Source organism: beta proteobacterium MWH-UniP1 (assembly GCA_036362785.1).
Classification (GTDB): domain Bacteria; phylum Pseudomonadota; class Gammaproteobacteria; order Burkholderiales; family Burkholderiaceae_A; genus Lacustribacter.
Window position 1 is genome coordinate 197344 of sequence record CP143625.1, and the last position, 24140, is coordinate 221483.

Consider the following 24140-nt stretch of genomic DNA (forward strand, 5'->3'; position numbering starts at 1 on the left):
ATTCTAGTCTGCCGGCACTTGTACCGGCTATCAGGGCAACACCTGAAATACACGTTTTACAGCGATTTAACGGTATAAAACCTCGACCGATTCTTGGGGGAAATGTTCCCCAAGGGTGCGCAGCAATTCCTCTTCTGGCCGCACCCGCCAGTCTTCAGGCAACTGAATATCGCATTCGGCGTTGTTACGCAGCATCCGAATTACGATCGGGCAGCCCTGCTGCGGTGCCCGCCAGGGCTCGAGCAGGCTGCGCAGCTTCTGGGTCACGCTAGCCCCGTTATGGTTGCCGTTTCCCACCTTGCCAGCCGAGACATTACCGCCACCGCTGCCCATGCCGTTGGGGTCAATTCTTAAACGAATGCCAAGAGAAAATTTCATGCGGGCCTCGCCCAGGGTCAGAATCTCAGATGCTGCCCCGCGATAGCCGCCAGAAAAGTCGTCGTTTTCAATTCGGGCGCAGACAATCAGCGGCTCATCGACCTTGATCGAATGCCGGTTCTTATCCCAAAGCTCGGTGAAGACCGTAATCTCAAGCTTGGCGGTGCCATCATCAATCTCAACAATCCGCATCATGCCGCGCTTGGTCATTTGGGCGCGGCTGGCGCTCACAATGCCCGTGACCCATACCGGGTCACGCCCCGGTGTGATGCGATTCAGCGGTGTCGAAACAAAGCGGCGAATCTCAGCGGCATACGGTGTAAACAGATGCCCAGAGAAACAAAACCCAAGGGCCTGCTTTTCTTCTAAGAGTCGCTGCCGCTCATTCCATGGCGCGACCTTTGGCATCTCAATGGCCTGTGTCTCGGCACCCATGGATTCGAAAAGACCACCTTGGTGGGCACTGGCCTGTGCTTGGTCAGCAGCTTGAATGGCTAACGGAACAGTGGCCAGGACCTGCGCACGGTTGTTATGCAATCGATCAAAGGCGCCTGCCTTGACCAACGCTTCAATTGAGCGGCGGTTCACCACGCGTCGATCAATGCGGCTGCAGAAATCAAAAATATCTTTAAACGGTCCGTCTTGTCGGCGTGCGGCCAGAATGTTCATGACCGCGTTTTCACCCACTCCACGAAGTGCGCCCAAGCCATATTGAATCTGAAGTGATCTGGCCTCGCGATCAGGCGTATCCAATGCGTTGTCGGCTGCTGATTGAGTACCCGCCACCGGCTTTGTTGGCGCCACACGCACGGGTTCAAATCGATAGTTCGACGAATTGATATCGGGTGCCAAGACCTTGACACCATTGGCACGGGCATCGGCCATAAAAAACGCCACCTTGTCGGTGTCGTCCATATCGGCCGACAGCGTGGCGGCCATGAATTCCGCAGTGTGGTGGGCTTTCAGCCACGCGGTCTGATACGTCAGCACGGCGTAAGCGGCCGTGTGGGATTTGTTAAAGCCGTACTCGGCAAACATCTCCATTAAATCAAATAGCCGGGTGGCAAGCGCTTGGGTGTGGCCTTTTTCTAGCGCGCCTTTGATGAAGATTTCACGCTGCTGGGCCATTTCTTCAGGCTTTTTCTTGCCCATAGCCCGGCGCAGCAGGTCAGCGCCACCCAGTGAATAGCCCGCAATGATCTGGGCAATCTGCATCACCTGTTCCTGATACACGATCACGCCATAGGTGGGCGATAAGCAGTCTTTCAGTGACTCATGAAAGTAGTCAATTGGCTGTTCACCACGTTTGCGCTTGATGAAGTCATCCACCATGCCTGAGTTCAGCGGGCCTGGCCGATAGAGCGCGAGCACAGCAATGATGTCTTCAAAACGGTCTGGCTGAAGTTTGGCCAGAAGTTTTTTCATGCCGTCCGATTCCACCTGGAAAATCGCGGTGGTATTGGCATCACGTAGCACCTGATAGGCAGCGGGGTCATCAAAGCCGTCTAATTCACGCAGCGTCAAATGCCGATCGGGGTTGAGCCCATTGATGTAGTCCACCGCCATTTGAATAATGGTCAGGTTGCGCAGTCCCAGGAAGTCAAACTTCACCAGACCTGCCGCTTCCACGTCGTCTTTGTCATACATCGACACCACGCCATCATCTTCCGATGCGCCGGGCGCCTGATAAAGCGGGCAGAAGTCTGTGAGTTTCCCTGGGGCGATCAACACACCACCGGCGTGCATGCCCACGTTACGGGTCAGATCTTCAAGCGGCGCAGCCAGCGCAAAAAGCTCGCGGACTTCGTCCTCTTTTTGTTCACGTTCCGCAAGAATGGGTTCTTCTTTTTTCGCGGCCTCTAGTGACAGTGGTTTGTTCTGGACCACTGGAATCAGTTTTGAGAGCTGATCGCAGAAGTTATACGGCAGATCGAGCACGCGGCCCGCATCGCGAATCACGGCTTTCGATGCCATGGTGCCAAAGGTCACAATCTGGCTGACTGCATCTTTACCGTATTTGCTGCGCACGTAATCAATCACCTTGTAGCGATTGTCTTGGCAGAAATCGATATCAAAGTCGGGCATGGACACCCGCTCTGGATTTAGGAAGCGCTCAAACAGCAGGGCATACGAAATGGGGTCTAAGTCTGTAATGCCCAGGCTATAGGCCACCAGCGATCCCGCACCAGAGCCCCGGCCAGGCCCCACGGGCACACCATTGCGCTTGGCCCAGTTAATAAAGTCCGCCACGATCAAGAAGTAGCCCGGAAAGCCCATCTCAATAATCGTCTTGATTTCCAAATCCAGTCGGGCCCGATAGGCAGGCTCGTGTTCAGCACGAATGGATTCTGTGGGGTAGCGCTCAATCAGTCGAGCATCCAACCCCGCATGGGCGGAGATTCGCAAATACTCTTCCAGAGTTTCGCCATTGGGCGTTGGAAACTGGGGCAGCTGTGGCTTGCCCAATTGCAGGGTGACGTTACAGCGTTGTGCAATCTCCAGCGTGTTCTCTATGGCCTGTGGAATATCGGCAAACTTTTCCAGCATCTCTTCTTGCGATAAGAAATACTGTTGTTCCGTAAAACGCCGTTGGCGGCGGCCGCTGGCCAGTGTTTCGCCTTCGGCGATACAGACCCGGGCCTCGTGTGAGCGGAAGTCTTCTGGGTGAATGAACTGCACTGGGTGGGTGGCCACGACTGGTAATTCCAGTGCAGTGGCAAGCGCTACGGCCTGGCGCAGGTATTGTTCTTCCCCGGGCAGGCCAGCCCGCTGAATCTCAATGTAAAACCGATCACCAAAGGCAGCAATATATTTTTTAGCGACCAATTCGGCCTTGTTTGGCCCTTTGGCAGCAGTCTTTCCAGAGGCACTGGCTTTGCTCTTTTGTAGTGCGTCGGCAAGCTCACCCTGGGGCCCGCCGGATAGTGCAATCAGGCCGCTGGCCAGTGTGAGCGTGTTGGGTTTTTTCGAAGTGGTTTTTTCTGGCGGCGCTTTTTCCGCCAATGATTTTTCGGTTAACTCGGGAGCAGCGGCAGCCGCATCAATCGGTTCGTTAAACCATTCCAACAAAATCTCGCCGCGGTCGCGATAACTGTTTTTTAGCCAGGCCCGGCTAATCAGTTCACACAGGTTCTTATAGCCCTGCTCGTTTTGCACCAAGAGCAGCAGCCGATAGGGCCGGTCCCGCTCGGATTCATTGGTGATCCAGACATCGGCACCCAAAATGGGTTTCACTCCCGCACTGCGGGCGGCCTTGTAAAACTTGATATAGGCAAAGGTGTTGCCCAAATCAGTAATGGCCAGTGCCGGTTGGCCGTCTTCTGCAGCTCGCTGGACCGCTGCATCCAAGCGGACAATGCCGTCCACAATCGAGTATTCCGAGTGCAGCCGAAGATGGATAAAACGGGGGGCAGTCATAGCCTGAATTTTCTCACGTTCCCCCGCCATCGACTTGTTAGGCCGCACTTACTGGGGAATGCCCGAATACGGGCGCAGACGGCTTGTGAAAGCCAACTGATTGACGTTTCGGCCTGCAAAAAAATCAAAATAGTTACAAAATTTGCAAATGAAACTCAAACCCTTGGAAAGAGCCGGCCTGCACGCTCTGGGCGGCACGCTGTTTTTATTCTTGATTCCGATTGGCCTTGGCTATCAGTTCTTTGCAGGGGGTAGCGGCAGTACGCTACTCACAATCGCAGTTTTGGTGCTTTCGACCATTAGCGCAATTGTTGGTGGGCTCTTCTTTTGGGCCGCCATGCTCTATTTGATTGCGCATAGCAAAGAACGCGTGGCGCAAAAAAACAAGCAATAAGTTCAGGCGACTTCACTGCGAGAGCAGTTCAACATAGGCTTGATAGCTGTAGCTTCTGTTTTTTTTCTGACCTGTCATCTCAGTAACCATGCCCAGATCTTCCAGCACTTTAACGGCTGCTGTGGCGGTAGGAAAGCTGGTGTCGAGTTGCTGGCGAACGCGCTCAATCGTGAAGCGCGGCATCATCGGCAACATCTCAAACAATCGGTAACTGGCCGGCCCCGCCTTTGGGGATTGCAGTAGGCGTTTACGGTCCGCTGCTACCAAACTAGCCACTTCGATAATGCTGTGCTCTGCATCTGCCGCAGCCACGCACACGCCTTCTAAAAAGAAAGTTACCCAAGATTCCCAGTCGCCTTCGGTGCGAATGTTTGACAGGCGGCGATAGTACTCGGCCTGGTGTTGTTTCAGGTAGCCGCTGAGGTACATCAGCGGTTCCGCAAGCAATCCCCAGTGCTCAAAAAGCGCTGCAATCAACAGCCGCCCAATGCGGCCATTGCCATCCAGAAAAGGGTGGATGGTTTCGAACTGGGCATGGATCAGCGCCACCTTCACCATTGGGGGTAAATCGGCCGCACTGTTGTGAATGAATCGCTCCATGTCGGCCAGCAATTGGGGCACGTTTTCTGGCGGTGGCGGCACGAACACTGCGTTTCCAGGCCTTGTGCCACCAATCCAGTTTTGTGAGCGACGCAGTTCCCCCGGCTGTTTACCCGCACCTCGCACGCCATTGAGTAGCTGGCGATGTGCATCGCATAGCAGTCGCACACTAATCGGCAGCCCCTTGGGGTCACGCAACTGCTCTTGAACCAATCGGAAGGCTCGAAGGTAATTGGTGACTTCCTCTACATCGTCAGTGTTGCTCACCTTGAAGCCTGCTTCTTCGTCGAATAGATCGGTTAGGGTGGCCTGCGTGCCCTCAATCTGCGACGTGAGCAATGCTTCCTTGCGGATTGCGCTGTAAAGCAGCCAGTCGACAGAAGGGACCAAACCCGACACACCCGAGAGGCGCGCCAGCGCCATCTCCGCCTTGTGGTTCAGGTCCCGATAGACCTCTAATGCCAGGGTTGGATTTTTTGGGGGCAATGAATCAGGCACGAATGCGTTCACCGTCTCTCCCAGCGTGGTGGACTTTACGTAAACTCCTGTGAGCCGATTCATAGCTAAACCCTCTTTAATTCACCCTCCCAATATTAAAGACCTCTTTAATTTAAATCAATCAAATTAAAAATGTCTTTAATTTGAGCATGGACGAAACAAGGCTTTTCGACAGCCTTTGTCGTGTTGAACTCTAGGATTTTGTTAAAAATGGGAGCTTAAAAAAGCGTTGGTGCCGAGGGTCGGACTCGAACCGACACGCCTTGCGGCACCGGATTTTGAGTCCGGCGCGTCTACCAGTTCCACCACCCCGGCACGGGAAGGAAGACCGATAGTATACCGGCTGTGGAACTAGATCGCATCTCGCTCGCCCGTGACCAGACTCAGGTCTTCTCTGGCTTATCGCTGAAGCTTGATGAGCCCAGAATTGGCCTGATTGGCCCCAATGGCTCGGGCAAGAGTTCGCTTCTTCGGGTCATCAAGGGGCTTCTAAAGCCCCAATCTGGCCAGATCACGGGCTTGCCAAATCAGGTCGGATTTGTCTTCCAAAACCCAGACCATCAGATTCTGTTCCCCACCGTGATGGAAGAGCTCTGCTTTGGCCGAACTGAGCAGGGCGAGTCGCCAGACGCAGCTGCTCAAGCAGCCAAGGCCTTGCTAGATCAGCATGGCATGGCTCACTTATTGAACAAAGCCACCCATGAACTGAGTGATGGCCAAAAGCAGCTGATCTGCATTTTTTCCGTGCTGATGGACGGGGCCCAGACTCTGCTCTTTGATGAGCCCTGTGCCAGCCTGGATCGCCGCACCAGCCAGTTGGTGATGCGGGTGATTCTCGATCTACCGCAGCAGGTCATATTCGCAACCCACGACCTGTCGCTGATTGAAGAATTTGATCGCGTCATCTGGCTGGAGTCTGGGGAAGTGCGGGCAGACGGCAAACCCGCTGAGGTCATCCCTGCCTACCGGGCGAGCACTTAGCCAAATGATCTCTCTCTACATTTCTCAACCAACTTGGCTACATAAATGGCGTGCTGGCGCAAAGCTTTTGATGTTGGCGGCCTGTTCGATCGCAGTACTGCCAGTGGGTGATTGGAGGGTCTTGCTAGCAGGCTGTGCGGCGGTAAGCCTCGTCTACATCAGCCTGGGCCGTGTCGGCCTCAATCGCTGGTTGGCATTGCGGGCTCTATTGTTTTTGATCCTTGGTCTGGGGGTGTTTCAGGCCTTAGTCATGACTTGGCAAGACGGACTTCTATCTGTTTTTCGAATTCTTTTTATGGTGATGTTGGCAGATCTAGTCACCGCAACCACGCCCATGCAGGACATGATTCGGGCGGTGATGCCAGTCTTAAAGCCCTTGTCGGTGCTTGGCCTAAAACCTGACCGTCTTGCCCTGGCCGTTGCCTTGGTCATTCGTTTTGTACCGGTGTTGTTTGCCCAGTGGCAATCCCAGAGTGATGCCTGGCGGGCTCGCTCAAATCGCTCGCCAGGAATTAAACTCTTTGCACCCTTCATGTCCGAGGCGCTCAAGCGCACTGATCAAATTGCAGAATCCATTGCCGCCAGAAAAATCCGCTGAAACCCCTTCGGGGTCAGCCATAACCAACCAATCAAAGCCTGACTCGCCGAGTGTCGATCAGTCCAGCAGTCATCAGGCGGTTCCTGTCCAAACCGTCGCGTCATCAAGAACTGCGATTTCTTACTCAGACTTGGTTCGCATTTCTTTGTTTGCATCGCTCATCGCTGTGCTGGGATTAATCCCTAAATTTGATCTTCCCTTTACTGCCGGTGTGCCCATTACTGCACAGACGCTCGGCGTGATGTTGGCCGGCTTGGTGTTGGGCGGGCGAAACGGCGCCTTGGCCGTATTGTTGTTTTTATTCCTGGTCGCACTTGGTGCGCCAGTGCTCTCTGGTGGGCGTGGGGGCCTGGGCGTGTTCTTCGGGCCCACGATCGGGTTCTTATTGGGATGGGTTGCGGGCGCCTTGGTCTGTGGCGTGGCCTATCGGATTCTCAAAGAGTGGATGCCAACCAAAATCTTTCTTTCAGCGCTACTGGCCTGTCTGATCGGGGGCGTCTTCACCATCTATGCCTTTGGCATTCCGGGCTTAAGCGTTGTGGCGAAGATGGAAGCTTCGAAAGCTGCCCTTGCAACACTGGCGTTTCTTCCCGGGGACATCCTGAAGTCCGTGATCGCGGCCTGGTTGGTGACCAAGCTATCGCCAGTCGTTGTGTCCAAGATTTGAGTTGATTCCCAGGTCCCTGAAGCCGCAAAAGTTACGGGGATCGTATTTTTGATAGATTGATCTATCATTTTTGATAGATTAAACTATCAAAATGCAAAAACCTTACCAGCGCGCCTTTGTAAGCCGGCTTGCCCAGCGCCTAGCCGCGCCCGAGCCCCTGATCCAGGTGCTAATCGGCCCACGCCAGGTGGGCAAGACCACGGGTCTGCGCCAGTTATTGGGGGACTGGTCCGGCCCGGCGCACTACGCCAATGCCGACGATCTTCTGTCGACTGATCGAACCTGGTTACTTGAGCAATGGCAACGAGCCCGCGCACTGGGCCAGGGCACTCTGTTGGTGGTTGATGAGATTCAAAAAGTCTTCAATTGGCCAGAGACGATCAAATCGCTTTGGGATGCAAATCCATATTGCCTTCGCGTTGTTTTGCTTGGGTCGAGTGCTCTACAGCTACAAAGCGGGCTATCGGAAAGTCTCGCTGGTCGTTTTGAGCAAATTCGCGTGCATCACTGGGACTTTACCGAGCTGCATGAGGCGTTCGGTTATGACTTGGATCGCTATCTTCGTTATGGCGGATATCCGGGTGCCGTGCAGTTTGAGCAAGATTTTGATCGTTGGTACACCTATTTAAAAGAATCAATCATTGAAGCGGTCATTGGCAAAGATATTCTTCAAGCAAAACGGGTTGCAAATCAGGCGCTATTTCGTCAGGCGTTTGAGCTCTTGTGTCATTACCCAGCGCAAGAAATTAGCTACACCAAGCTTTTGGGGCAGCTTCAGGACCGCGGCAACGTTACCTTAGTCAAAAATTACATTGAACTGTACGAAGGCGCTTTTATGGTTCGTACCATTCAAAAGTACTCCGAAAAACCTTGGATCTCAAAATCTTCTAGCCCGAAGATTTTGCCGGCGTGCCCAGCCCTTGTTGCCTTGGTCGCAAGGCATGCATCCATGGATGACCCGGATTGGCGGGGTCGCGTATTTGAGTTGGCAGTGGGTTTGGTGCTTGCACAACAGCAGGGAGAACTTTTTTACTGGCGCGAGAAAAACCTGGAAGTGGATTTTATTTATCGCTCTCGCGAAGCGCTTTACGCAATTGAAGTAAAGTCTGGCCGAAAGCAGTCTGAAAAGGGTCTTCAGGCGTTTTGTGATCGGGTGAAGAAGGCCAAACCGATTGTCATCACACAAGACACTTTTCCTGTTTTTTCTAGAGATCCGCAACGGTTCTTTAGCGCAGTCGCTTAACTTTTCTCTGATTTTTACTCTTGCAAAACCCAATCACCACCCGAATCGAACACTGGGCGAGTACCACGCCTGACAAGACCGCACTGATTCTGGGTGAGCGGGTTTGGACATATTCAGAACTTTGGGAGACGGTCGAGGGGTCAGACACCTTGTCTGCGGTATCTGCGGTATCTGCGGTGTCTGACACCGTATCTGCCACCTTACCGGCGTTAACGATTGATCCAGAGGCATCCGCTTTCGATCAAGTTATCAAAGCGCTCGCAAAACTCCATGGCGGCCAGCCAATCATTGGCGCTACATCTGGCTCAACGGGTGCGGCGAAGCGTTACCAGCGATCGCAGGTATCGTGGTGCGCCAGCTTTGCATCCGACCAAAAAGAATTTGGTATTACGCCATCCGATGTCATCGTGGCCCCGGGCAATCTCACCCACTCCCTGTTTTCTTACGCAGTCATTCATGGTCTGTATGTTGGCTCAACGGTAGTGGTTAGTGAGTCCTTTCGGCCGGATCGAGTGCTTCAGCAAATCAAAACGCATCAGGCGACCGTGCTTTATGGCGTGCCAACGCAACTCAAAATGTTGGCCATGGTGGGCGCCGATCAAAAGTGCTCATCTGTTCGTTTGGTACTGTCATCCGGTGCGCGGTGGTTCTCGGAAATTACGTCCTCACTGCAGTCGCTATTCCCGAAGGCTGTGATTGCAGAGTTTTACGGGGCCTCTGAGTTAAGTTATGTCAGCCTTGCCAAGCACGGTGTGGATACAGATTTACCAGCGGGGTCGGTTGGCCGTGCTTTTGATGGCGTGAAGATCAAGATCGAGCCATCTGCTACTGGCCGCATCTGGATCAACTCCGATGGATTGTTCGAAGGTTATCTCTCTCCGCCCCCCGCAGACTTTTCAGAAAAAACAGATGAAGCTGGCAGGCGCTGGATGTCAGTGGGTGACGTGGGATATCTGGATGCCAAAGGTTATTTGTTTCTGGTCGGCCGCGAGAGCCGCAAGATTGTGGTCAGCGGAAAGAATCTCCATCCCGAAGAAGTTGAGCAGGCACTGCTAGCCCAATCAGCGATTATCCAGGCAGCGGTATTGGGGGTAAATGACGACATGCGTGGCGAGCGGTTGCTCGCCGTGGTGCAACTGAAACCAAATAGCACCATCACGCGTGCAGAGTTGATCGCGGGGATCAAGCCCTTACTGGAAGACTATAAAATTCCGCGCGATTATTTTGTGTTGGCGGATTGGCCAGTAACGGCATCGGGTAAGACAGATTTCGGTGCGATTAAAGCCGCGCACACCAGTGGTCAGACTCGGCCGCTCGCTGTATCGACAACTCCCACAAAACAACGCGCAGCTAACACCATTTAAACTGCGCCCATGACTGCCTATATCGTTGCGTGTGCCCGAACTGTGATTGCGCCCAAAGGGGGCCTGCACCGCGACACGCCATTGCATGATTTAGCCAAACCCGCCTTGCGATACGCATGGCAGGCGCTGCAACACTCCAAACTAGCGGTAAAAACAGCAGCGCCCGACATGGTCATCATGGGCAATGCTTTGGCAGCGGGGGGTAATCCCGCGCGCGTGGCCACCCTTGCTGCCTTTGATGCAGCGGTACCCGCAATGACTTTAGATTCCCAGTGTTGTAGCGGCATGGATGCCATCGCTCAGGCTGCGGCATTGATGTCACTGGGGGGTGCGCAAGCGATATTGGCGGGTGGTCTAGAGAGCCACAGTCAAGCTCCGCTGCGCAGTCGAAAAACACGGGCTGGCTATCAGCCCTATCGGCAGGCACAGTTCACGCCATGGGAAGACCGCGACCCTAATGTCTTAGATGCTGCCCGGACCTTTGCGCAGGCCCATGAAATCACACGCGAAGCGCAAGAGCGATATGCCATTGAAAGCCATGCGAAGTTATTGCGGCATGCGGCTATAAAAGACCCGTATACGCGTGAGCTCTCGCTAGCGATCTGTCAGCGTATGCCCGCCCTAGTCTCCGGTGGATCTACCGCCTTCGCCATCACCGCCGCAACGGTGGCGCCGGAGGCCGACGGTGCAGCAGCGCTATTGATCGTTAATCAAACACTCGCCAAACAGTTTCCAATTGCTTTAGAAGTCGTTGCGCATGCACAGGCGGGTTGCGACCCGATTAGTCCAGCATTGGGTGGTGTTGTCGCCGCAGAAAAGCTCTTGGAAAGCATTGCTCCGGCCACACGTAAAAAAATCAGAGTCATTGAAATGATGGAGTCCTTTGCGGCGCAAGCAATTCATAACCGGCGTTGGCTCACTCAACGCTATGGTTTTAATGACCAGATCATTAACCGCCATGGTGGACTATTGGCGATTGGCCACCCCATTGGCGCATCGGGTGCGGTCTTGGTGGGCAATCTGTTGATGCGGTTGGCGAGCTGCCCTGTTGGCACTTATGGCATGGCCTGTATCCCCGCGGCAGGTGGGCTGGGCTCGGCAATCCTGGTCAAGCGTGTCGGGCATTAAAGCGGCACAATTTAGCTCAATCATGTACCGACTCTCTGATTTTGATTTTGATTTGCCACCTGAGCTTATTGCCCAGCACCCCGCGGGGGAGCGCTCGGGCAGTCGACTTTTGGTGGTCAATCCAGGTACCGCCGATCAAAGCGCGATTAAATTAAGCGCGGCTGACCCGAGTACACACCACCCCAAGTTCGAAGACCGTCAATTCAAAGACCTGATCGACTTAGTGAACCCAGGCGATGTCTTGGTCTTTAACAACTCCAAAGTCATTCCCGCCCGACTGCATGGCACCAAAGAAACGGGTGGGGCAGTCGAGATCTTGGTGGAGCGGATTGTCTCGACCCATGAAGCGATGGTCCTGCTGCGGGTGAGTAAAAAACCCGCACCAGGTTCAATCATTAAGCTAACCACGGCCCGCGCGAACTTAAGAAGCAACCCGATTACTGATACGCCAAGCGATGCGAGCGCATGCGCGGCTGCTGATGCAACGGCCCCAATCAACACCCCCACCATCACCGTGCTGGGCCGCGACCCCGATCACGATGACCGTTTTCGTCTGGCCTTCGACCAGCCGGTATTGGATGTGCTCTATGCCCATGGCGAGATTCCGCTACCCCCTTATATCGAACACAAGCCCAATCAAGACGATGTCACCCGTTATCAGACCGTCTATGCCGCCACACCTGGTTCGGTCGCAGCGCCAACAGCGGGGCTTCACTTTGATGAGTCGGTATTACAGGCACTGGATAAAAAAGGCGTGAAGCGGGCCTTTGTCACGCTGCATGTGGGTACTGGAACTTTTGCGCCGGTGCGCAGCGAAAACCTAGAAGAGCACCGCATGCACTCTGAGTGGTGCGAAATTTCAGAAGAAACCGCCAACACTATCGCCAACGCAAGAAGAGCGGGTACCCGCGTCATTGCCGTGGGCACTACCAGCCTGCGCACGCTTGAATCAGCCGCGATTCCCGGTGGCCTTGTGAAGACAGGCGCCTGGGACACCGATATCTTTATTCGCCCGGGCTATCAGTTCCAGGTGGTGGACTGCCTAGTGACCAACTTTCACCTGCCCAAATCCACGCTCTTGATGTTGGTGGCCGCCTTTGTGGGCTATGACACCATGCGGGCCGCATACCAACACGCCATTGATCAGCGTTACCGGTTTTTCAGTTATGGTGACGCCATGTTTTGCACACGACCCCATGAAATTTGATCTGATCACTACGGATGGCCGCGCACGCCGCGGCCGGCTCACGCTGAACCATGGCGTGGTTGAGACACCCATCTTTATGCCGGTGGGCACTTATGGGTCGGTCAAGGCCATGTCGCCGAGTGATTTAGAGGCAATTCGTGCGCAGATCGTACTGGGCAATACCTTTCACCTGTGGCTGCGGCCTGGGTTAGATGTCATGGCCAAGCATGGCGGCCTGCACGAGTTCATGAATTGGTCCAAGCCTATTCTTACGGACTCGGGCGGCTTTCAGGTCTGGAGCCTGGGCGAGCTTCGTAAGATTTCAGAAGAGGGTGTGGCCTTTCAGTCACCGGTCAACGGCGACAAACTCTTTCTCACACCAGAAGAATCCATGCGAATTCAGCGGGTGCTGAACTCCGACATCGTCATGATCTTTGATGAGTGCACGCCTTATCCGGCGACACGGGATCAGACGGCTGACTCCATGCGCTTATCGCTTCGTTGGGCCAAACGATCCAAAGCCGAGTTTGAGCAGCTGGCCAACCCCAATGCGCTCTTTGGCATCGTTCAGGGCGGCATGATGGAAGACCTGCGGCAAGAGTCCGCCCAGGCCTTAATTGAGATGGACTTTCATGGCTATGCCATTGGGGGCCTGTCGGTGGGCGAGCCCAAGGAAGACATGCAGCGGGTGCTGGCCCATACCGCCCCCCAGCTGCCGGACCACAAACCCCGGTACTTGATGGGGGTGGGCACCCCAGAAGACCTGGTCGAGGGCGTCTCCCAGGGCATTGATATGTTTGACTGTGTCATGCCCACGCGCAACGCCCGCAATGGCTGGATCTTCACCCGATATGGGGACATCAAAATCCGCAATTCCCGCTATCGGGACGACATGGCCCCGTTGGATGCCACCTGCGGCTGCCCGGTCTGTGCCCCCCATCTGCATGGGGATAAGCGGCCTGCCTTTACCCGAAGCTATCTTTATCACTTGCAAAAAGTCCAAGAAATTCTGGGGGCCCACCTGGCCACCGTCCATAACCTGTACTTCTATCTGGACCTAATGCGCCAGATGCGCGAGGCCATCGGAAGCGGAACGTTTGCGGACTGGCGGCGCCAATTCCATCAGGACCGCGCCCGTGGCGTCTAGGCCACCCCGTTATACTTAGGCGCCTGCATTTTTAACGAATTTCAAGGAGTCTTTCCGTGTTGATTAGTCCTGCATACGCCCAAGCAGCTGGCACCCCCGAGTCTTCGCTGATGAGCTTTTTGCCGCTCATCCTGATGTTTGTGGTGCTTTACTTTTTGATGATTCGCCCCCAGATGAAACGGGCCAAAGAGCACAAGGCCATGATCTCTGCTCTAAACAAAGGTGATGAAGTCGTGACCGCCGGCGGTGTGGTGGGCAAGATCACGGAAGTCTCCGATGCTTATGTCACGGTGGATATCGGCAGCGATGCGCCCGTCACCATCCATGTCCAAAAGCAGGCTGTGCAGACCCTGCTGCCCAAGGGCACGATCAAAGGTATTTAAAAAAAGCAATGAATAAGCTTCCGATCTGGCGCGGCATAGTGATGCTGCTGGCCTTAGCGTTTGGCCTGCTCTACACGCTTCCCAATTTCTATGGCGAGGCGCCTGCTGTGCAGGTCTCCAGTGCCAAGGCCACTGTCAAGGTCGATCAGGAAATCGCCCAGCGCGTAGATCGCGCGCTGGAGATCGCGAGCATTCCGAACGATGGCGCATTGTTAGATGGCAACAGTGTTCGTGTGCGGTTCAAAGACACTGATACCCAGCTTAAAGCCAAAGACACAATTGAAAAAGCATTAAACGCCGACCCCACCGACCCCCGGTATGTGGTAGCCCTCAACCTGATTTCGAGCTCACCAAACTGGCTAACCGCCATGCGCGCTCTGCCCATGTATCTGGGCCTGGATCTGCGCGGCGGTGTGCATTTCCTGCTGCAGGTGGATATGCCCGCTGCTTTAAGTAAGCGCATGGATGTGCTGATGGCAGACGCACGCTCCGCACTGCGTGAAAAGAGTCTGCGTCATGCGGGTATCACTCGCACCGCCCAGGGCGTTGAGATCCGGTTCCGCGATGCGGACACCCGTGAAAAGTCCCGCGGATTGTTGCTCACCCAAGTGTCCGATCTAAACTGGGCCGAAGTCACCCTTGGTGGTGAGCCCGCTTTAGTGGGCACCATGAAGCCCGAGACTGAAAAGCGTGTGCGGGACTATGCGGTCAAACAAAACATCACCACACTTGCCAATCGCGTGAACGAGCTTGGTGTGGCCGAGCCAGTGATTCAACAGCAGGGGCCTGAGCGGATTGTGGTGCAGCTGCCCGGTGTGCAAGACACCGCAAAAGCCAAAGACATTCTGGGCCGCACCGCCACTTTAGAAATTCGTATGGTTGAAGACAGCCTCGAGGCATTAAATGCCCTGGCCACTGGCCGCGCGCCTGCCGGCCTTGAGATGTACACCGAGCGTGGCGGCGGACCGATTCTTTTGAAAAAAGAAGTCGTGCTCACGGGCGAGAACTTAACGGATGCCCAGGCTGGCTTTGATTCCCAAAACCCTGGTGAGCCCGCTGTGCACCTAACGCTTGACGCGAAAGGCGCTCGGATCTTTCGCGAAGTCACCCGTGAAAATGTGGGCAAGCGGATGGCTATTCTGCTGGTTGAAAAAGGCAAGGGTGAAGTTGTTACCGCGCCAGTGATTCGTGGCGAGATTCCCGGCGGCCGTGTGCAGATCTCGGGCCGTATGAGCACGGTCGAAGCAGCCGATACTGCGCTGCTCTTGCGCGCGGGCTCCTTAGCAGCGCCCATGGAAATTATTGAAGAGCGCACCATTGGCCCAAGCCTGGGTGCGGACAACATTCAGCGCGGCTTTAACTCCACGCTCTATGGTTTCATCGTGGTGATGCTCTTCATGGTGGCCTATTACATGTTGTTTGGTGCGTTTTCAGCAGTCGCGCTCACTGTCAACGTGATGCTTCTGGTTGCGGTGCTGTCACTCTTGCAGGCCACCTTAACGCTTCCCGGTATCGCGGCTATCGCGCTCACGCTGGGTATGGCGGTGGATGCCAACGTGCTAATCAATGAACGGGTGCGGGAGGAGCTACGTACCGGTGCTAGCCCGCAGGCGGCCATTACTCAGGGCTATGAACGTGCCTGGGCCACCATTTTGGACTCCAATATCACCACGCTGATTGCGGGCGTTGCCCTGTTGGTCTTTGGCTCTGGCCCTGTCCGTGGTTTTGCGGTGGTCCATTGCCTGGGTATTTTGACGTCGATTTTCTCGGCGGTGTTTTTCTCGCGCGGCCTGGTGAACCTTTGGTACGGCGGCAGGAAAAAGTTGGCTGGCCTGTCGATCGGTTAAGGGGATAAGAAAAATGGAATTTTTCCGAATCAAAAAAGATATTCCCTTCATGCGGCACGCCAAGGTGCTCAACATCATTTCGATGTTGACCTTTGTCGCGGCAGTCATCTTTATCGCTGTTCGTGGCCTGCATTTCTCGATTGAATTCACTGGCGGCACGGTCATGGAGGTCTCGTATCCCCAGGCTGCCCCTTTGACGCAAGTCCGCAAGGTCATTGAAGACCTGGGATACGCCGATGCGCAAGTTCAGAACTTTGGCACTTCTCGCGACTTGATGATTCGCTTGCCGCTGCGGGCCGGCCAGGCATCTGGTGGTGAAGCGGCTGCTGCAAAAGCCACAAACGCCCAGAGCGAAAAAGTGATGGCCGCACTCAAAGAGGCCACCCCAGGTGTGATGCTTCGCCGAGTGGAGTTTGTTGGTCCGCAGGTGGGGTCTGAGTTGGCAACCGATGGTGCCATGGCCCTGCTCTTTGTGATCGTGGGTATCATGATTTACCTGGCTATTCGTTTTGAGTGGAAGTTCGCGGTCGCAGCGATTGTGGCCAACCTGCACGACGTGGTCATCATCATTGGCTTTTTCGCGGCCTTTCAGTGGGAGTTTTCGCTCTCGGTGTTGGCGGCAATTCTTGCGGTGTTGGGCTATTCGGTGAACGAGTCGGTGGTGGTTGCCGACCGGATCCGCGAGAACTTCCGCAAGATGCGCAAGGCCTCGGTGCGTGAAGTCATTGATAACGCGATTACCACCACCATGAGCCGTACCATCATCACCCATGCCACCACGGAAGCCATGGTCTTGGCCATGCTGATCTTCGGTGGCCCGGTGCTGTTTTACTTCGCCCTGGCACTCACCATCGGTATCGTGTTTGGCATCTACTCGTCGGTCTTTGTGATGGCGCCCATCACCATGTGGCTTGGCATTAAGCGCGAAGATCTGGTGAAGGCCGTTAAGAAAAAAGACGACGGGCCCGAGGTTTACACTCCGTAATATCTACCAAAACCGATATATTGACTTTATCGGTTTTGGGTAATATATTTTGATTATCACCTAAAAGCGATAATCAAGCATGGACTACCCTATTCATTTTGCTGAACAGCTTGGCCAACACTTAAGGGCATTTCGGAAGGCGCGCGGTCTCACGCAGGTTCAGTTGGCCGCGCATCTCGGTGTTACCCAGTCCCGAATCGCGGATATTGAAACCAATCCGGGCAAAGTCAGTTTAGAAAATTTACTGAAAGTTTTTTCGGCGCTTGATCTTCGGCTGCGATTAGAAGATGCGTCAACAAGTGCCTCTATCACGCAACGCGCGGATACATCTGCCACTCTTGCAGACCTGAAAAAGAAGCAGGATCAAGCCAGCTCTGAAGGCCAAGACTGGTGATGCGATCGCTTAATGTCTGGATGAACGGCCTATTCGTGGGCACTTGGTCCTATGAGCGGGGCGGTCTGCATCGGTTCACATACGACCATAGCTGGGTGCAATCCCCTGCCTGCCGTTCCCTCTCTCTTTCTCTACCGATCACGGGCACCTTGGAGATTCGTGGTGATGCGGTCGAAAATTATTTTGACAATCTGCTGCCGGACAATGAACGAATTCGTAAGCGATTAAGCGCCCGTTACCAAACCAAGTCTGCGCGAGCTTTTGATTTATTAGAGGCGATCGGGCGCGATTGTGTCGGGGCGGTTCAGTTATTGCCGCAAGGATCTGAGCCCACGGGATTTGACCGTATTAGCTACGAATCCTTGGATGAAGCCGCGGTGGCAAAACATTTGCGGATGGTGACGGCTTCACCTGCTTATGGGTGGATTGATGACTCAGACTTTCGAATATCGATTGCAGGCGCTCAAGAAAAAACCGCTTTGCTAAAAGTGGGGGCGAATTGGTGCTTACCTAAGGGATCAACACCGACTTCTCATATTTTCAAGCTTCCATTGGGGCTGGTTGGGGGGTATCAATACGACCTTCGAAATTCGGTGGAAAACGAGTGGCTTTGCTTAAAATTTCTTGCAGCGATTGGGCTCCCGGTTGCTACTGCAGAGATTGGTCTATTCGAGGACCAAAAGGTGCTAATCGTCGAGCGGTTTGATCGGCGTTGGGTGTCAGGCCAACAGGGGCGGTCACGTTGGTTGGCCAGGCTTCCTCAGGAGGATTTTTGCCAGGTGCTTGGGATTTCAGCTGATCGAAAGTACCAGTCGATGGGAGGGCCGGGTATTGAGGCGAGTCTGAAGATACTTCAGGGCAGTCAGGGGGCTGACTTAGACAGAGCAATTTTTGTGATGGCGCAGTTTGCTTTTTGGTTGTTGGCCGCAATCGATGGCCACGGAAAAAACTTTTCGGTACGTTTGCATGCTCAAGACAAATACGAGCTAACCCCCCTTTATGACGTGATTTCGGCCTGGCCAGTTATCGGCCATGGCGCTAATCGCTTGCCTTTGCAAAATGCAAAACTGGCTATGGGGTTAAAGGGTAAGAACATTCACTATGCAATCTCCGAGATACGTACTCGGCATTGGAAATTGCTTGCTAAGAATTCCGGGCTGCCCGGGATTTGGGAATTGATGCTAAAAACCGCCGAGACAATTGAGAGTGCGATTGCGAGCGTAATGCAGCAACTGCCTGACCACTATCCTGAGCCACTGGCTGAGGCCGTTTTCAACGGTGTGCGGAAACAAACCGCAAAGTTTTTAAAAGAAGCAGACGTTTAGTGGTTCTATTCGGAATTCCGACAAATAAAATTAAGCGGTCGTCTTTACTAGCGAGGCCGCTAGCTTCGCCCGCTCACGGGCCTGATCGGTGTCTTTGCCACTGGCCAGCGCAACACCCATCCGCCGCTTGGTAAACGACTCAGGCTTGCCAAATAAACGAATGTCGGTGCCATGAACGCGCAGTGCTTCATCCACACCGGTAAAGCCAATTCCTTTGGCTTCTAAGCCACCATAAATCACAGCAGAGGCACCGGGGTTACGCAGGGTGGTATCCACCGGCAACCCAAGAATCGCGCGGGCATGTAATTCGAACTCGTTTTGAGACTGGGTCGCCATGGTCACCATGCCCGTGTCATGGGGCCTCGGGCTGACTTCAGAAAACCAGACCTGATCACCCTTTACAAACAACTCCACACCAAAGATCCCCAAACCACCCAGCGCAGTAGTGACGGCCTGGGCGATCTCACGGGCGCGCTCGAGCGCGGTCTCTGTCATGGCCTGTGGCTGCCATGATTCGACATAGTCGCCATCAATCTGCACATGGCCAATCGGGGCGCAGAAGTGGGTTTCTACTTCGCCATTAGCGCCCAGGGCACGAACAGTTAACTGTGTGATTTCAAAATCGAATTCAATCATCAACTCTGCTATTACCCGTGCATTGGCCACACGGCCGGCCGATTGCGCGTAGTCCCATGCGGCTTTCACATCTGCGGCCGAATTCAATTTGGATTGGCCCTTGCCTGAAGACGACATCACAGGCTTCACAAAGCAGGGGTAACCCACGGCATCGCAGGCTGCTTGAAGTTCTTCCAGTGATGAGGCGAATTGATACTTAGAAGTTGGCAAGCCCAACTCTTCAGCCGCCAAGCGCCGAATGCCCTCACGGTTCATGGTCAGGAAAGCTGCGCGTGCTGTTGGAATGACCGTGGCCTTGCCTTCTTTTTCCAGCTCAACCAACGCGGGTGTGGCAATCGCTTCAATCTCGGGCACAACCAAGTGGGGCCGCTCTTGCTCAATTAATGCGCGCAGCGCCGCTGGGTCCGTCATGTCTATCACATGGGACCGATGGGCCACCTGGTGGGCAGGTGCATTGGCGTAACGGTCTACTGCAATTACTTCAACGCCCAGGCGTTGCAGGGCAATCACGACCTCTTTGCCGAGCTCACCAGAGCCCAACATCATGACGCGGGTGGCGTTGGGGCAAAGAGGCGTGCCAATCATGATTACTGCACCTTTCCGATTTTCTTCACCACTTCGGCTAAACGCTTGGCATCGTTATCGATGTATTTTTGGAACTCAGGCGCATCCAAAAACTGAATGGCAGGGCCAGCACCGGTGTACGGGATGTGGGTAATCGAGAAGCACTCGGCGATTTTCAACTGTTCCATGGGCACATGCATGGTACCGTAGTTGCCAGAAGAGCCATAGCCCTGGCGACATCATTTCCACCGGCACGCCAGTGGGCGTGGGCATCGGCTTTAAGCCGCCGAAGTATTTGGTGGCGGGCGATAAGGTTCGCGTTGAGATCGACGGTATTGGGGCGATTGAGAATCCGCTGGTTTAAAGTAAAAGGATTTATTTAATCAGGGGTGGTTTTCAAAAACTCGATTTCATGCTTACATTACGAGATCTAGAAAAACCTAAATTGGCTTAATTTTTGACAGTTCAACACTCAGCTAGAGAAGCTTTGCCCGTTTTGGCCGTTGACTTAGACGGCACCCTTACGCTTTCTGACACGCTACACGAATTAGCCTTCGGTCTGCTACGTGATAGTCCCCTTAAGGTATTCGCCCTGCCATTTTGGTTATTACAGGGGAAAGCGGCGCTTAAAGCCAAAGTAGCAGACAGTGTCAGTCTAGATGTCACCACGCTGCCTTTTAACATCGCGCTAATTACTTGGTTAAAAGAAGAGCGGACTGCAGGTAGGCGGATTGTGCTGTGTACGGCAGCAGATAAGCGCGTGGCTCAAGCCATCGCAGACCATTTGGGTGTTTTTGACGAAGTGCTGGCAAGCGATGGTACGACCAATAACGCAGGCGCAAACAAACGGGCTGCATTAGAAGCCAAGTACGGGGAAAAGGGTTATGACTACGCAGGTAATTCTGCGGCAGATTAAGAAGTGTGGGCTGGCGCGCGGCAGGCGATTGTGGTGAACGCTAGTGAAGCGATTGCTAAGCAAGCTGAAAAAGTAGCTACTGTGTCTAAAGTCTTCCCGCCGCAAGTGGTAATGCTTTCGCATTGGCTAAAGACGCTTCGGGTTCATCAATGGCTAAAGAATTTGCTGCTTTTTGTGCCACTGCTTGCAGCCCATCAGATGGGCAACTTCCAATCGCTATCTACGTTGGTTCTCGCTTTTGTGTCATTTAGCTTGTGTGCCTCTGCGGTATATATGGCCAATGACCTATTGGATTTAGAAAGCGACCGCAGACACCCCCGGAAGCGCCACCGCCCTTTCGCTTCAGCAGCCGTTCCCCTTAAAGTGGGGGCGGTACTTTTGCCACTGTTTACTGCTACAAGCCTTGCATTGGGGCTGGTGGTAGGTGCAGCGTTTGCAGCTTGGTTAATAGTCTACTTCTTACTGACCTGTGCGTATTCCTTGTGGTTAAAGCGCCTGGCGCTGATTGATTGCCTAACATTAGCTGCGCTTTACACATTACGCATTATTGCTGGCGCAGCAGCAGTGACCATCCCTCTATCTTTTTGGCTTTTAGCGTTCTCGGTCTTTATCTTTTTGTCACTTGCTTTCGTTAAGCGATACGCAGAGCTACAAGTGCAGGCGGCTGCCGGTAACGCCTTCGCCCATGGCAGGGGCTACGCCGTAACAGATGCGCCCTTGGTTCAGACTTTGGGCATTACGGCTGGCTATGCAGCAATACTGGTGTTAGCACTTTACTTGCAGGGAGAAACAGTCGTCACGCTTTATGTGCAGCCTGAACTGATTTGGTTGGCCGTGCCTTTAATGCTGTTCTGGGTAAGTTGGGTATGGATGAAGGCGCACAAAGGCGAAATGCACGACGATCCGATAGTGTTCGCCATAAAAGATAAAGCCAGTCTTACGGTTGCTGTGCTTATTGCATTTTCTTTTCTGCTTGCTACAAAAGGTATTGGTAGCTAATGGCAAAAACGGCGGTCAGCCTTGCCGTGCTGTATACGCTTTTTGCAGCGTTTTCCACGGCGATTAATATTGGCGCGCAGATGCTGTGCATTTGGGCTTACACAGGGCCTTATTCTGTTGAGGTGTCTATTTTGATTGGCACTGGTGCGGGCTTGCCACTGCGTTACCTGTTAGAAAAACGGTATATTTTTGCGTTTCAGAGTAACAACATCGCGCACGATGGGAAGCTCTTTGTGCTTTATAGTTTTATGGGCGTTTTTACCACCGCCATCTTTTGGGGTGTGGAGTATGCGTTTCACTTTATCTTCGCGACAGACATCATGCGTTATGTGGGTGGCGTGATTGGCCTAAGTCTTGGCTTTTATATCAAGTACCAGCTAGACAAAAAATACGTGTTTGTCAGCGGCGATAAGCAGGTGGCGGTATGACGGCTGCCCCCCAAACAACTGCCACCACAACGATTAGTGGATGGGGTGGCTATCCAACACAAGAAGCACAGGTGATAATTCCGCGGTCACTTTCTGGCTGCAAAACTGAACTAGAGCGCCACTCATCGCTCATTGCACGGGGCATGGGCAGAAGCTATGGCGATAGTGCCAATGCTGCAACCGTCTTACAGACCACCTGCTGTGACCACTTCATTGCGTTTGATGACAAAACGGGTTTGCTGACAGCGGAGGCAGGCGTAACACTGCGAGACATATTAAAAATTACGGTAAAGCACGGTTGGTTTTTACCTGTAACACCAGGCACGAGTTATGTCACAGTGGGTGGGGCAATCGCCAGTGATGTGCATGGCAAAAACCATCATGTCGCAGGTACATTTGGGCAGCATGTCGTGTCTTTGACTTTGCTGCTTGGCACAGGGGAAATTGTTACTGCATCACCTACGCATCTGCAAGACCTGTTTCACGCGACGTGTGGCGGCATGGGGCTAACGGGTGTGATTCTCGTTGCCACTATTCAGCTCATTCCAGTTAAGTCAGCTCAAATCACGCAAAAAACCATCAAGGCAGCTTCGTTAGAAGAAGCTTGCGAGGCTTTTGAAGTGTATAGCGCATCGACTTATAGCGTGGCGTGGATTGATTGCTTGGCGACAGGTAAACGCTTGGGCCGTAGCGTGGTAATGCTGGGGGAACATAGCGACAGCGGAGGGCTGAACCTAACAGTTAAAGACCCCGTCACTGTTCCTATCCATACGCCTGCCGCCTTACTGAATAGCATGACAATGCGGGCATTTAACATAGCTTATTGGGCAAAAGCAGCACATGACAAAACACAGACCGTGCCACTGCAGCCCTACTTCTATCCGTTAGATGCACTAGGTGGATGGAACAAGCTTTATGGTAAAGCCGGGTTCGTGCAATATCAGTTTGTGCTACCTAAAGCCGATGGCGTTTCTAACATGCGCACCATTCTTACCCAAATCGCCGAAAGTGGTGCGGGGTCGTTTTTGGCAGTGCTAAAACAATTCGGCCCTGCCAACAAAAACTTACTGTCATTTCCAATAGAGGGCTACACCCTAGCGTTAGACTTTAAAATGTCCTCATCTGTAGTAGCGTTATTGCACAGGCTAGACGATATGGTGGCCGGAATGGGCGGCAGGGTTTACCTAACGAAAGATGCGGTAATGAAAGAACTTACGTTTAAAGCGACATACCCAGAATGGCAGGAGTTTGAAGCAGTGCGTCATAAGTATGGGGCCCTGGGCAAGTTTGCCTCTGCTCAATCGAAACGATTGGGGTTGGCGTGAGAAAAATTCTCATTCTTGGCGCAACATCTGCTATTGCTGAACACTGTGCACGGATATGGGCAGCTAGGGGTGATGCCCTCTATTTGGTGGCGCGAAATGAGGAACGTCTTAAAACGATGACTGCTGACTTAATAGTAAGGGGGGCAGAACAGGCCCACAGCTTCTGCGTGGACTTAAACGATATGCAGAAACATGTTGCTCTATTAGACGCAGCAGAAACAGCAATGGGCGGCATAGATACAGTGCTGATTGCGCACGGAACTTTATCGAATCAAAAAGCTTGTGAACAAAATGTCGAGCAAACCCTTGCAGAGATAAACACCAATGCATTGTCAGTCATCAGTCTGCTAACGCATATTGCAAATCGGTTTGAAGCAAAGCAGTCGGGAACAATCGCTGTGATTTCTTCTGTTGCGGGAGATCGAGGCAGGGCCAGCAACTATGTTTATGGCTCAGCCAAAGCAATGGTCACGGCATTTACATCGGGCTTACGGCAGCGACTGCATAAATCAAATGTGGCAGTGGTCACCATTAAGCCGGGTTTTGTAGATACGCCCATGACCGCATCATTTAAAAAAGGGTTGCTATGGGCTAAACCCGATCATGTGGCACCAAAGATTGTGCAGGCTATTGATAAGAGAAAATATGAAGTGTATGTGCCCACATTTTGGTGGGTAGTTATGGCGGCCATTAGACTGCTTCCCGTCAGAGTTTTTCTCAAACTAACTTTCTAAGCC

Annotated in this window: 22 protein-coding genes, 1 tRNA gene and 2 pseudogenes; 20 read left to right on the forward strand and 5 right to left on the reverse strand. The window is 53.4% G+C overall.

What is annotated here, in order from left to right; translation table 11 throughout:
* Positions 1 to 66: 66 nt before the first annotated feature.
* Positions 67 to 3795, reverse strand: a complete 3729-nt coding sequence (gene dnaE / locus AOB54_01055) for a DNA polymerase III subunit alpha (protein ID WVN42001.1) — start codon at positions 3793 to 3795, stop codon at positions 67 to 69.
* 148 nt (positions 3796 to 3943) lie between these two features.
* Between dnaE and AOB54_01060 the strand changes: the two genes are divergently transcribed.
* On the forward strand, positions 3944 to 4189 hold the full coding sequence (locus tag AOB54_01060) for a hypothetical protein (protein WVN42002.1): 246 nt from the start codon (positions 3944 to 3946) through the stop codon (positions 4187 to 4189).
* Positions 4190 to 4201: 12 nt separating this feature from the next.
* Here AOB54_01060 and AOB54_01065 read toward each other — a convergent pair whose 3' ends face one another.
* Positions 4202 to 5350 (reverse strand): Fic family protein, encoded by a 1149-nt coding sequence (locus AOB54_01065; GenBank protein WVN42003.1) that lies wholly within the window; start codon positions 5348 to 5350, stop codon positions 4202 to 4204.
* Between the two features lie 167 nt (positions 5351 to 5517).
* A tRNA-Leu gene (locus AOB54_01070) sits at positions 5518 to 5602 on the reverse strand.
* Positions 5603 to 5632: 30 nt separating this feature from the next.
* Here AOB54_01070 and AOB54_01075 point away from each other — a divergent pair.
* The 13 genes from AOB54_01075 (at position 5633) to AOB54_01135 (ending at position 18535) form a co-directional block, all read left to right on the forward strand.
* Positions 5633 to 6268 (forward strand): energy-coupling factor ABC transporter ATP-binding protein, encoded by a 636-nt coding sequence (locus AOB54_01075; protein ID WVN42004.1) that lies wholly within the window; start codon positions 5633 to 5635, stop codon positions 6266 to 6268.
* 4 nt (positions 6269 to 6272) lie between these two features.
* Positions 6273 to 6866 (forward strand): energy-coupling factor transporter transmembrane component T, encoded by a 594-nt coding sequence (locus tag AOB54_01080; protein ID WVN42005.1) that lies wholly within the window; start codon positions 6273 to 6275, stop codon positions 6864 to 6866.
* Between the two features lie 130 nt (positions 6867 to 6996).
* Complete coding sequence (locus tag AOB54_01085; protein WVN42006.1) at positions 6997 to 7533, forward strand: biotin transporter BioY; 537 nt, start codon at positions 6997 to 6999, stop codon at positions 7531 to 7533.
* A gap of 91 nt (positions 7534 to 7624) precedes the next feature.
* A complete protein-coding gene (locus AOB54_01090) occupies positions 7625 to 8776 on the forward strand; it encodes an ATP-binding protein (protein WVN42007.1) in 1152 nt (383 codons plus the stop codon).
* A 20-nt stretch (positions 8777 to 8796) separates the two neighbouring features.
* A complete protein-coding gene (locus tag AOB54_01095) occupies positions 8797 to 10140 on the forward strand; it encodes an AMP-binding protein (protein ID WVN42008.1) in 1344 nt (447 codons plus the stop codon).
* 9 nt (positions 10141 to 10149) lie between these two features.
* Positions 10150 to 11268: a thiolase family protein gene (locus AOB54_01100; GenBank protein ID WVN42009.1), complete on the forward strand. Its 1119-nt coding sequence runs from the start codon at positions 10150 to 10152 to the stop codon at positions 11266 to 11268.
* Between the two features lie 22 nt (positions 11269 to 11290).
* Positions 11291 to 12475, forward strand: coding sequence for a tRNA preQ1(34) S-adenosylmethionine ribosyltransferase-isomerase QueA (gene queA, locus AOB54_01105; protein WVN42010.1), 1185 nt, complete (start codon positions 11291 to 11293; stop codon positions 12473 to 12475).
* Positions 12465 to 13601, forward strand: coding sequence for a tRNA guanosine(34) transglycosylase Tgt (tgt, locus tag AOB54_01110; GenBank protein ID WVN42011.1), 1137 nt, complete (start codon positions 12465 to 12467; stop codon positions 13599 to 13601). Before queA ends, tgt begins: the two co-directional genes overlap by 11 nt.
* A gap of 110 nt (positions 13602 to 13711) precedes the next feature.
* Positions 13712 to 13984 carry a preprotein translocase subunit YajC gene (gene yajC, locus AOB54_01115; protein ID WVN42729.1) on the forward strand — a complete coding sequence of 91 codons (273 nt, stop codon included), beginning with the start codon at positions 13712 to 13714 and terminating at the stop codon, positions 13982 to 13984.
* Between the two features lie 8 nt (positions 13985 to 13992).
* On the forward strand, positions 13993 to 15831 hold the full coding sequence (gene secD, locus AOB54_01120; protein ID WVN42012.1) for a protein translocase subunit SecD: 1839 nt from the start codon (positions 13993 to 13995) through the stop codon (positions 15829 to 15831).
* Positions 15832 to 15844: 13 nt separating this feature from the next.
* Positions 15845 to 16816 (forward strand): protein translocase subunit SecF, encoded by a 972-nt coding sequence (gene secF / locus AOB54_01125; GenBank protein WVN42013.1) that lies wholly within the window; start codon positions 15845 to 15847, stop codon positions 16814 to 16816.
* Positions 16817 to 16895: 79 nt separating this feature from the next.
* A complete protein-coding gene (locus AOB54_01130; GenBank protein WVN42014.1) occupies positions 16896 to 17210 on the forward strand; it encodes a helix-turn-helix domain-containing protein in 315 nt (104 codons plus the stop codon).
* 20 nt (positions 17211 to 17230) lie between these two features.
* Positions 17231 to 18535, forward strand: coding sequence for a type II toxin-antitoxin system HipA family toxin (locus AOB54_01135; GenBank protein ID WVN42730.1), 1305 nt, complete (start codon positions 17231 to 17233; stop codon positions 18533 to 18535).
* 30 nt (positions 18536 to 18565) lie between these two features.
* Here AOB54_01135 and purT read toward each other — a convergent pair whose 3' ends face one another.
* Together purT and AOB54_01145 are read right to left on the reverse strand one after the other, a co-directional pair.
* Complete coding sequence (gene purT, locus AOB54_01140) at positions 18566 to 19756, reverse strand: formate-dependent phosphoribosylglycinamide formyltransferase (protein ID WVN42015.1); 1191 nt, start codon at positions 19754 to 19756, stop codon at positions 18566 to 18568.
* A gap of 2 nt (positions 19757 to 19758) precedes the next feature.
* A pseudogene (locus AOB54_01145) lies at positions 19759 to 19950 on the reverse strand (tripartite tricarboxylate transporter substrate binding protein).
* Positions 19951 to 19964: 14 nt separating this feature from the next.
* On the opposite strand from AOB54_01145, the pseudogene AOB54_01150 reads away from it, so the two are divergent.
* From AOB54_01150 to AOB54_01175, 6 genes and pseudogenes are all read left to right on the forward strand, one after another.
* Positions 19965 to 20099, forward strand: a pseudogene (locus tag AOB54_01150) (fumarylacetoacetate hydrolase family protein).
* Positions 20100 to 20192: 93 nt separating this feature from the next.
* Positions 20193 to 20651, forward strand: a complete 459-nt coding sequence (locus AOB54_01155; protein ID WVN42016.1) for a haloacid dehalogenase-like hydrolase — start codon at positions 20193 to 20195, stop codon at positions 20649 to 20651.
* A 3-nt stretch (positions 20652 to 20654) separates the two neighbouring features.
* Positions 20655 to 21650, forward strand: a complete 996-nt coding sequence (locus AOB54_01160; GenBank protein ID WVN42017.1) for a UbiA family prenyltransferase — start codon at positions 20655 to 20657, stop codon at positions 21648 to 21650.
* On the forward strand, positions 21650 to 22078 hold the full coding sequence (locus AOB54_01165; protein ID WVN42018.1) for a GtrA family protein: 429 nt from the start codon (positions 21650 to 21652) through the stop codon (positions 22076 to 22078). Before AOB54_01160 ends, AOB54_01165 begins: the two co-directional genes overlap by 1 nt.
* Positions 22075 to 23403, forward strand: coding sequence for an FAD-binding oxidoreductase (locus AOB54_01170; GenBank protein ID WVN42019.1), 1329 nt, complete (start codon positions 22075 to 22077; stop codon positions 23401 to 23403). Before AOB54_01165 ends, AOB54_01170 begins: the two co-directional genes overlap by 4 nt.
* Entirely contained in the window at positions 23400 to 24137 is a 738-nt protein-coding gene (locus AOB54_01175) for an SDR family oxidoreductase (protein ID WVN42020.1), read from the forward strand. Before AOB54_01170 ends, AOB54_01175 begins: the two co-directional genes overlap by 4 nt.
* Positions 24138 to 24140: the final 3 nt, after the last annotated feature.